The sequence below is a fragment of the Apilactobacillus sp. EABW-1NA genome, assembly GCF_030398685.1.
Lineage (GTDB): Bacteria > Bacillota > Bacilli > Lactobacillales > Lactobacillaceae > Apilactobacillus > Apilactobacillus waqarii.
Genome location: NZ_JAPDKO010000053.1, coordinates 1 through 2,033, shown reverse-complemented (window position 1 = coordinate 2,033; position 2,033 = coordinate 1). Strand labels below are relative to the sequence as shown.

General features: G+C 34.1%; 3 protein-coding genes and 1 pseudogene. All 4 read right to left on the bottom strand.

All coding sequences use genetic code 11. The features are described 5' to 3' along the window. Nucleotides 1–745: hypothetical protein (locus tag OEZ61_RS08005; protein ID WP_290047372.1), on the bottom strand; the 745-nt coding region annotated here is incomplete at its 3' end. A 12-nt stretch (nucleotides 746–757) separates the two neighbouring features. Beyond that, a complete protein-coding gene (locus OEZ61_RS08000) occupies nucleotides 758–1,258 on the bottom strand; it encodes a hypothetical protein (protein ID WP_290047370.1) in 501 nt (166 codons plus the stop codon). Beyond that, complete coding sequence (locus OEZ61_RS07995) at nucleotides 1,251–1,658, bottom strand: hypothetical protein (RefSeq protein ID WP_290047368.1); 408 nt, start codon at nucleotides 1,656–1,658, stop codon at nucleotides 1,251–1,253. The genes OEZ61_RS08000 and OEZ61_RS07995 overlap by 8 nt, the downstream gene beginning before the upstream one ends. After that, nucleotides 1,658–2,033, bottom strand: a pseudogene (locus OEZ61_RS07990) (hypothetical protein); the annotation flags it as partial. The gene OEZ61_RS07995 and the pseudogene OEZ61_RS07990, both read right to left, overlap by 1 nt.

The following is a 2,033-nucleotide window of genomic DNA, read 5'->3' as shown; positions in this document are numbered from 1 at the left end:
CACCAGATTGAGTAACACCTGAAGTTAACATTGGTGTTCCTGCGCGGTAAGCGTATGTTGCAATGTGATTTGGTTTGAAGTATTTTTCAACGTCAGAAACGCCAAATTCATACTTATCTTGTGGTGTGACACCTTTTAATTGGTTCACGAATGTTGCTGACTTACCAAGCTTTGCATTTGCGTAATCAGCTAAGAAATGAGCGCCAAAGTATTCATCTTTACCATTTACTAAAGGTTTAGCTAAAGTAAATGTTGCTTTGTTACCTGCAATATTTGCGGCTTTAACGAAATCAGCCATTTTACTTTCATCTGAATAAGGAAAATCAAAAACTACTTCCTTGTTATCTTGTTGTTCAACAAAGTTAGAAATTGTTGATACTGCAGATTGTAAGTTAGTAACGTCACTGCCAGATACTGCATCTACTACTGAGTGGAACAAGAAGTATTGAGCACCTGCGTAGTAGTATTTAGTGATTTGATTAGTTAATGATGTTGTATCACCTTGTTTGTAAGTTAAAACTTGGAACAATGGTGAATTTTCATTGTCAAAGTAGGCATCAGCTTGGTCATAAACTGCTGTACCAGGTTGATAATCGTTAATAACTGATTGAATTGATGTATATGATTGGAATGTTTCTGCATTACCTGCAACTAGAAGCATTACTCCTGCCATCCCTGGATCAAAAACAGGTCGTTCGTAATTAGTTACAATTTGAATTGGAGATAATGTTTGTACTCTTGCCAATTTAATAGCCTCCTATTGTTTATTTAGTCCATCTAGACCGTTTATTTTTTCAATTTTAGATTGATAGTTACGATATAGTGTTAATTTCATTGATAAAGAACGTGCTGATACATTAAATAGCCCAGCAAAATCATTTGTAGAGCCAGAGGTATATTCACATTCCTTTAAAACCGCACCATATTGATGAAAAGTAGATTTATATTGTGGGTCAAACAGTAATGTGGCAATATCATCAGCCATCATTAAAGTTTCATTCCCATTATCTGAATAACATGTGATTTGAATAAGATAGTCTGCAATTTCTTTTTCACGTGAATGCAAACTGTTAGCAACTTCTGCTGTTTTGTTTACTGATGAAATGGTCACATATGGATAACTTGGCAATTCATTACTTGTGTAATCCATAATGACGTGTTTGCCATCCAAGCCAGTAATATCTTCAATCAAATGTCTTATTTGTCCATATAAACCAGACCAGTCAAAAGTTTTAGATTGATAGATATTTCTAGCCATTGTGATCACTCCTATCTTGTAATTGGTAAACAAAAAAGCCTGCTATATCGCTATAGTCAGACTTCTTTGCAATTGATAACTGCTTATCTTTATATTTAACTCGTGTCTTTAAAGGTAAATCTATTTTAGATATCCACTCATATGAAAAACTTTCAACTGAACCACCAGATAACATGTTCAATGTATTACCTAATGAACTAGAAACGGATGTCCCAGTTGGAATAATTGGTTCACACACTGTCACCCAATCACCTTCAGCATAATTATTCCCAATATCGCCAAAACCATCATCAGATGAGCTTTCAACTTCTTGAGTTATCTTGTATGCTAATTCAACTTTAAATATCCTATATAGCCTATTTAAGGCTGTATTAAATGTTCTTTTTGCTACTGCGTCCATTAAATCACCACCCATGTTATCGAACGTTGCAAAGCCCCAGTATCAAGCAAAGGATTATTAAACCCTTTATTATTCTGTGTAATCTTTGCATTCATTGGTTCATTAGTTGCAACCATTTCACGTTTCATTTCTATGCTTAAAAATTTACCAATTTTGTCGAATATTTGACCCGCTGTTGTTTTATGCAGATATATATCTACAACGCCATTAGCGACCATATTTGCTATTTTGTTAACGTTTTTAGAGGATGTCACGTCAATAAATGGTCTAGCAGGTAATTTAACTTCTTTTGTTAATAAGAAGTAAACTACCAATTTTCCATTTTCAACTCTTGCAAGTGTTTTCTGTCCTGATTTAGCAACATGCCAAAACAAA

What these genes read in the sequence shown, in the direction of transcription:
- OEZ61_RS08000 (WP_290047370.1), bottom strand. Translation starts at nt 1,258, where the DNA reads ATGGCTAGAAATATCTATCAATCTAAAACTTTTGACTGGTCTGGTTTA.
- OEZ61_RS07995 (WP_290047368.1), bottom strand. Translation starts at nt 1,658, where the DNA reads ATGGACGCAGTAGCAAAAAGAACATTTAATACAGCCTTAAATAGGCTA.